The following is a 6833-nucleotide window of genomic DNA, read 5'->3' as shown; positions in this document are numbered from 1 at the left end:
TCGGTTTGAAGTGGGTTTGCTGATTAATTTTGGAGCAAAGAGTCTGGAATGGAAACGGTTCGTGAGTTCGGGGAAAAATGTCTGAATCGCTGATGGAACAGGAAAAGTCTGAATCACTGATTGAGCAGATTACGCTGATTACGCAGATTATGGAAAATGAGACTGGGAAAGGGAATCTGTGAAATCCATTAATCAGTGTAATCTGTGATTCTGACAATGTTATGGATGAAGTGTACAAGATTATGACTAAGAGAGGAAGCGATATTAAAATCATAGCGCAGACAATTTACGATTATTCCTAGGCGAGCGGGATACTTTTCAATCTCGTCTCTACGCTCTGGAATTGACCATTAAAAATGGAATTACATGAAAGTTAGCCGGAATGATTTCGAGAAGTTGAAACCGGAGAATTTTTGGGAATTGACAAATGGTTTGGGTGTGCATTAAAGAAACCACTTGAAAATCCGAAACTGGGAATTAACTTATAAGTGAAGTTAGGTTTTCGATTAGTTAGGATTAAGTTTGGCAGAAAAGCAAAAATATATTCCATTAAGTACGATGGCGAAGAAAATCACGAGTTTCACAAGTTTGTTACCAATCCGGAAGTCCGGGATCATCCCGATTTTGAAGCATTACGTAAGAAAATAAAAGAACTTTATGACAAGCGCGGATTGTTACCTCAATATTTTCGTCCGGAAGATGAGAAGTCCATTCATTCGGAAATTTGTAGAATCGATTATGGTGTTGGATACTTACGATTATTTTGCATCCGGTGGAACGATAACCTCTTGATTTTAGGCGGTGGCGGAGTCAAACCCAATGATATTCGATTTTGGCAAGAGAGTCTGGAATTGTCGGTTGAGGCAAGAAAAGTGACTGATGTGTTTCATCGGCTTAAAAGATATTTGGAAGAATCAGGATTAACCATAGAAGACCTTTTATAGGATAGAATATGTCAAGAGAAGTAGATGACTTTTTTGATGAGATAGAGACGAAAATCCCGGAAGATGTTTCCCGATTAGTTGAAAAACAGATGGACATTGCAGAGGCGATTGCCGGTGCCATCGAGAAAAGTAACTTTAAAACCCGCAAGGCTTTTGCCGAGGCGATTGGCATGAAAGAGTCAATGCTCAGCCGGATCCTTGCGGGCAATGTCAATCTGACGCTTAAAACGATAACGAAGATTGAAACGGTGTTGAATATGAACATCATTTCTGTAAAATCATTCAAATTGGATTCGGAACATCCGGTTAAGTCTCGGTTGGATGTGAGAAAGAAGGTCAGAATATACAATTCCGGCGAAGCGGCGATTCCGTCAATAGCCGCAGAAGACAAAGCGAATTATTCCGGCGAGAAGTAGGAATGCCGGGGTTAACTACGAAGACACGAAGAAAAGGTAAAGGTAGAGGTAGAGGTAGAGGTAGAGAAACGGTCGCAGAAGGACGCTGATTTATTATGGAATGGCTTCTTATTTGCGTTGATCCGCGGCTAAAATTACCTTCTCAAACTGAGATGAAAGTATCCAGCTGGTCGGCGATCTGGCGAATTATCTCGATCCGTGTGCGATGCGGAAGGAATGCGCTCTTGAATCCGCTGATGATGATTTCCTTATAATTGCGGATGTTGAAATTGAAGTACTTGTGCACGAGCATGTATTCTTTCGTCAACGTTGTGTTGGAGATCAATCGATTGTCGGTATTTAACGTGACGCGCAGGCCATAGTCGAAGTAAAATTTGAACGGATGGGTTGCGTAACTTTTTACGCTCCCGGTGTGAACATTACTGGTCAAACACATTTCCAGAGCGATGCGGTGGTCGTTGATATAGTTCAGAAGATCGCCGTCTTCTTTGAGACGAACGCCGTGCCCGATGCGATGCGCGCCGCAGTAATGGACTGCCTGATGAATCGATTCGGGTCCGTAATCTTCGCCCGCGTGAAGCGTCGTGTTGATGTTGTTTTTCAGGATCAGGTTGAATGCCTCGCGATGGTCTTTGGCGGGGAAGTTTTCTTCGACGCCGGCAAGATCGAAACCGACGACGCCTCGATTCTTGAATGCGACAGCCAGTTCGGCAAGTTGATAGGAAATTTCCGGTGAGATGCTCCGAATCCCGCAGATGATGACGCCGGTCTTGATCTTGAAATCTCTTTCCGCCATTCTCAAACCTTTGAGAACGGCATCGACGGATTCCATCGTCGTCATCCCCTGTTCATTATGAAGAATCGGCGAGTATCGCGCTTCGATGTAAAGAGTGTTCTCGCGGCTGGCGTCTTCGGCGAGTTCGTAAGCGGCGCGGGTCAAGGCTTCCGGTGTTTGCAGAACACTCAGCGTGATGTCGAACATTTTTAAATATTCCGGAAGCGTTATGCTCTCACCAGTCACCGTTACCATTTTTCGTAAAATATCACGGTCGCGCGTCGGCAATGTGACGTTGTCTTTTTCGGCAAGGTCGAGAATCGTGTCCAACCGCAAAGAACCGTCCAGATGACAATGTAACTCTGTCTTCGGCAGTTCGCGGATAAAATCTTCGGTAATTTTGACTTTTTCGCTCATGGTTTCACATCTCTATGAATTTTGCTTTTTTTAGAAGATTGAAAAATTTGCTGATACGTTCGTTTAAGGACGGGTACTGATCGCCGAATTCCGATTCGATCTCGTCGGCGATTTGTCCGGCGTTTTTGATGCCGTCGATCTTTTTCCAAACGGAAGAACCCAATATATCGAGTTTGACATGGAAATAGGGATTTTTCATTCTCGGCGCGAGGAATTTTCGCCCGAATCGGCTGGGAAATTTCGGTTGCAGGAGTGTGACTTTTCCGTCATTCCCATCTTCGGATTGGACAAGAGGGCGAGGAATCAGATCGTAAAGGTTGATTTTCGTTGCCTCGCCCTGTTGCTTTTGTTTTAAAATATCGATTCGCTTTCTTTTACATGACTGCCGTCGGCGGCGCAGGTTCGTCGGCTTTGCCCGCATTTTTTAACGGGATTTTTACCAACACCCAACCCACGACGACAAACACAAGCAGGCTGACTAAGAACGACGGATGTTTGAATATCACTGGCGTTCTCCATTCAAGCACTGCGAATAAGGCGAATAGCAATCCAATCAACGCTTCACCTGCGATGAGTCCGGAGGCCAGTAAGACGCCATTGTTTTCTGTTCGTGCTTTCTGCGCGTCATTCAGTTTCCGCTTCTCGGCGAATTTATCAACGATTCCTTTGATCAAACCGCCGATGAAGATCGCAAAAGAGGTTTCGAGCGGAAGATACATGCCCACGCAAACCAGCATCGGGCTTTTCACTTTGACTAAAATCAATCCGATTGCCATGATAATGCCGACGATGATCAGCGGCCAGGCCATATCGCCTGCGACGATGCCTTTGGCTAAAATTGCCATCAGACTTGCTTGCGGCGCCGGATAGGCTTTCCCGCCCAGGCCGGTTCCGCCCATGTTGATGTCACCCTGATGGAGAATCAATAACGGGAAAAACATGACGGCGGCAGAAACCAAAATTCCAAACATGTCGCCAATCTGCATTTTCCACGGCGTACCGCCGAGTATGTGTCCGACTTTCAGGTCTTGTAACATTTCGCCAGCGACAGCCGCCGCAACGCAAATGACCGCCGCAACGCCCAGAACTGCCGCAACGCCTGGCATGCCTTTGACGCCAAGCGCCACCATTAATAATGCCGCAATGAGTAGCGTCGAAATCGTCAATCCGCTGATCGGGTTATTGCTCGAACCGATGAGTCCGACCAAATTTCCCGAAACTGCTGAAAAGAAGAATCCGGCGACGATCATCACAAGTGTCGCAACCAATGCGCCGATAAAATCATGGCAGAAATAATAGTAAATAACGAAAGTCGCGATCGAAGCAAGAAGAATTCCGATAAATACCCACTTGAAGTCCATATCCTTGTCTGTGCGCGCTTCCTGAATCTTCGAGCCTTTTGTCGATTTTCGGACATCGCTGACCGCTCGGCCGAGACCTTTGCTTAAGTTACTACGCATCTTGTAAAGCGTGAAAGCCGCACTCATCAACATGCCGCCGATGGCTATTTTTCTGACGATGCCTTTCCATACATCGTTTCCAGCGTCGATCCACGACTCATCTTCGAGCGAGCCATATTCGGCGACGATTGCTGGATCGGTTTTAGCATTGGCAGTTTCCATAAACGCACTTGTCTTTGTCACGACTTCATCATAAATCGCCTGCTGTTCTGGCGTCATCTGTTTCTTGTCGAGATTCGTTAGCAGAACCGAAACGCTCTCCTTCGTTTTCTTGTCAATTTCAGATTGCGTAAAAGCTGGATTTTGACTTTGAATGGAAAGTTCGACGCTCGCCGAAAGATTCTCGTTGAAGAATTTTTCATGAACGCGCTCCTGAACGTTGATCTGCGGAGCGAGGAAGAACAACAACGCCGGGACGAACAATCCCCACGCCAGCAAACCACCGGTAAAGTTCAGCGCCGAAAGATTCGGTCCGATGATATAACCGACGCCCATATAAGCCGGGCTGACTCCCGGTGTGCTAAGCACCGCGCCGCCGCCGGTCTGAACAATGTCTTTGCCGAGGCCGAGTTTTCCCAGCGAAAAGCGGATGAACTTTTCCCAACTCGTTGCAAAAAATTGTACCTGTTTTAAAACCTGAATCAGCGCGCCGAGTCCCATCGCCCAGAAGAGATATTTTGCGCCGCTTTTTCCGGAACGTCCGGCTTTGTGGATTTCCGCCGCCGCAACAGATTCAGGGAAAGGTAAATCTTTGTCTTCGACCATTACGCGACGAAGAATTGAGACGAACAAAATGCCGATAATGCCGCCGACAAACATGATTGCCGTCGCAATTAAATAGTTTTTAAAGGTAAAAAAGTCCGTCCAAACACCGGCGATCAAAAAAGCCGGAATGGTGAAGATCGCTCCGGCGGCTACCGATTCGCCGATTGAACCGACGGTTCGCGCGAAGTTTTCCTCCAGAATCGTACCTTTCATCAATTTTAATACCGCCATGCCGATTACTGCGGCTGGATATGTCGCCGCAATCGTCATTCCCGCTTTCAAGCCGAGATATGCGTTCGCCGCGCCGAGGACAACGGCCATGACCAAGCCGAGCAATAAGGCGCGTAATGTGAATTCTCTCATGTTCGACTCTGCCGGAACATAAGGTCTGAATTTCTGATCGCTCAAGGTTTCCTCCTTATCTTTTAATCTATCGATTATCCTGATTTTCCATAACGGCGGAAACTAAGGAATGAGATGTAAATAGTCAAGGAAAAGAAAAAGCCGCCGCCGCGAGTTAAAAAATGTCGCCTTCCCAAAATTCAAATGCCTGCATCCTTTTCTTTTTCAATTAGTCGAAAAAAAAGGATGAACAGTAAAAAAAATGAATAAATCTTTCGGAATTTAAGATAATTTAATTCGTTTGAGATAATCTGTCAGAAATGCGATATGCTTCATTTCTTCGCGTATGATTGAATCGACTTGATCTCTTTCCTGAGGTTCAGGCACGATATGCTTGATCCCTATATAGAAGACAATGGAATCTTTTTCAAGCCCTATGGCCGTCTTCATGATCTCTTCCATGGATTCCTTGCCGGTGATTTGCTCAGAAGAATCTTCGGAAAGATCGAAGACGTATCCGTCGGCAAACGCTTGTAAGTAAGCGATGGATTCGTTATTTGGATCGAAGGGCGAACCTAATTGACTATGAACGTTCGATCCGGACTTCATTAAGGCGAAGGTTTTTTCGTGACGATCTTCCATCGTTGCCAAATCCGCCAGCATTTTTTTGGTTTTTTCGTCTTTAGCGAACTCCATGGCTTTCCGGTAGAATTTTGCGCCGTTTTTTTCGATTTTTAAAGCGATCTCAAATATCTCGTCGATGTTGAAAGTTAAATTCATGTGATTTATGCTCCTTGTCCGGGTGTTGGCATGATAAAAACGCGTGAGGCAAGTTCTCGGTCGATCATTAATAATCCTTGCCCGAAATCTTTTACTTGTGCCAGCGAAGCGATGATCTTCGTTACATTACTTTCTTCTTCAACTTGCTCATTGACATACCAATCAAGGAAAACCTTGGAAGCGAAGTCCCGAAGCATCGGGATGGCTAATTTCATGAGAAAATTGATTCGACTGGTGATGAATTCTTCATGAGCAAGCGCCTCCTTGAATGCGTTCAACGGCGATTCCCATGTCGTTTTTAAAATTGTGAGCGGTTTTAATTGTATTTGTCCGCCGCGATTTAAAACGTAATCGTAAAATTTGGATGCGTGATAGAGTTCTTCCTTTACCTGAACGCTCATCCAATTAGCCATACCATCGAATCCTTCTCTTGTGAAATACGCCTGCATGGCATAGTACAGGTAAGCGGATTCCAGCTCATTTTTTATTTGTTCATTGATTGCGCTGGCAACCTTCGGATTAATCATGACGTTTTTCCTTTCCAAAGGCCATGAATGTTGCAGTATTCCCGCGAAGAGACATTTTTGGCTTTGGTGCAGAATTCTGCAATGGGTGCATCGCCGGGTTTTAGATAGCGACGATGAATGACGCCGTCGGCGATCAGTTCGATCCATTCAATATAGTGTGTCTCAATCATTGGATGAAGCGTGCTACCAACGGTGACTTTGTAGCCTTCTTCCGTCTTTTCGATCAACGGAACATGTTTTTCTTTTGCCGAATCTGCGGTCGATTCGATCATCAACTTCATCGGTTGTCCGCAACAAACCAGCGTCCCGCCGGCTTCGTGAACGACTTCAACGACGTTTCCGCAGATTTCGCATTTGTAAACTTGCATTTTCTGTGTCATGGCATACTCCTTTTTGTGGATTGTGTT

Annotated in this window: 8 protein-coding genes; 2 read left to right on the top strand and 6 right to left on the bottom strand. The window is 45.6% G+C overall.

Features of this window, described 5'->3' with window-relative positions; translation table 11 throughout:
• The first annotated feature begins 488 nt into the window (after positions 1-488).
• Positions 489-944 carry a hypothetical protein gene (locus tag COT43_02175; GenBank protein ID PIS30283.1) on the top strand — a complete coding sequence of 152 codons (456 nt, stop codon included), beginning with the start codon at positions 489-491 and terminating at the stop codon, positions 942-944.
• 89 nt (positions 945-1033) lie between these two features.
• Complete coding sequence (locus tag COT43_02170) at positions 1034-1360, top strand: hypothetical protein (protein ID PIS30284.1); 327 nt, start codon at positions 1034-1036, stop codon at positions 1358-1360.
• Between the two features lie 142 nt (positions 1361-1502).
• Here the strand turns inward: COT43_02170 and add are convergent, their stop codons facing one another.
• The 6 genes from add to COT43_02140 form a co-directional block, all read right to left on the bottom strand.
• Positions 1503-2552, bottom strand: coding sequence for an adenosine deaminase (add, locus tag COT43_02165; protein PIS30282.1), 1050 nt, complete (start codon positions 2550-2552; stop codon positions 1503-1505).
• A gap of 4 nt (positions 2553-2556) precedes the next feature.
• The gene (locus COT43_02160; protein ID PIS30281.1) at positions 2557-2973 is read right to left on the bottom strand and encodes a hypothetical protein; all 417 of its coding nucleotides are present in this window, start codon (positions 2971-2973) and stop codon (positions 2557-2559) included.
• A complete protein-coding gene (locus COT43_02155) occupies positions 2927-5185 on the bottom strand; it encodes an oligopeptide transporter, OPT family (GenBank protein ID PIS30280.1) in 2259 nt (752 codons plus the stop codon). Before COT43_02155 ends, COT43_02160 begins: the two co-directional genes overlap by 47 nt.
• 216 nt (positions 5186-5401) lie before the next feature.
• Entirely contained in the window at positions 5402-5899 is a 498-nt protein-coding gene (locus COT43_02150; GenBank protein PIS30279.1) for a rubrerythrin, read from the bottom strand.
• Between the two features lie 5 nt (positions 5900-5904).
• Entirely contained in the window at positions 5905-6426 is a 522-nt protein-coding gene (locus tag COT43_02145; protein PIS30278.1) for a ferritin, read from the bottom strand.
• Positions 6423-6806, bottom strand: coding sequence for a desulfoferrodoxin (locus COT43_02140; protein ID PIS30277.1), 384 nt, complete (start codon positions 6804-6806; stop codon positions 6423-6425). Before COT43_02140 ends, COT43_02145 begins: the two co-directional genes overlap by 4 nt.
• Positions 6807-6833: the final 27 nt, after the last annotated feature.

It is taken from the genome of Candidatus Marinimicrobia bacterium CG08_land_8_20_14_0_20_45_22 (assembly GCA_002774355.1).
Lineage (GTDB): Bacteria > Fidelibacterota > UBA2242 > UBA2242 > UBA2242 > 0-14-0-20-45-22.
The sequence above is the reverse complement of the archived record's forward strand: the minus strand, read 5'-3'. Positions and strand labels throughout refer to the sequence as shown.

Excerpts from the sequence above, each read along its gene's own strand:
- COT43_02170 (PIS30284.1), top strand. The coding sequence starts at position 1,034 with ATGGACATTGCAGAGGCGATTGCCGGTGCCATCGAGAAAAGTAACTTT.
- add (PIS30282.1), bottom strand. The coding sequence starts at position 2,552 with ATGAGCGAAAAAGTCAAAATTACCGAAGATTTTATCCGCGAACTGCCG.
- COT43_02160 (PIS30281.1), bottom strand. The coding sequence starts at position 2,973 with ATGCGGGCAAAGCCGACGAACCTGCGCCGCCGACGGCAGTCATGTAAA.
- COT43_02150 (PIS30279.1), bottom strand. The coding sequence starts at position 5,899 with ATGAATTTAACTTTCAACATCGACGAGATATTTGAGATCGCTTTAAAA.
- COT43_02145 (PIS30278.1), bottom strand. The coding sequence starts at position 6,426 with ATGATTAATCCGAAGGTTGCCAGCGCAATCAATGAACAAATAAAAAAT.
- COT43_02140 (PIS30277.1), bottom strand. The coding sequence starts at position 6,806 with ATGACACAGAAAATGCAAGTTTACAAATGCGAAATCTGCGGAAACGTC.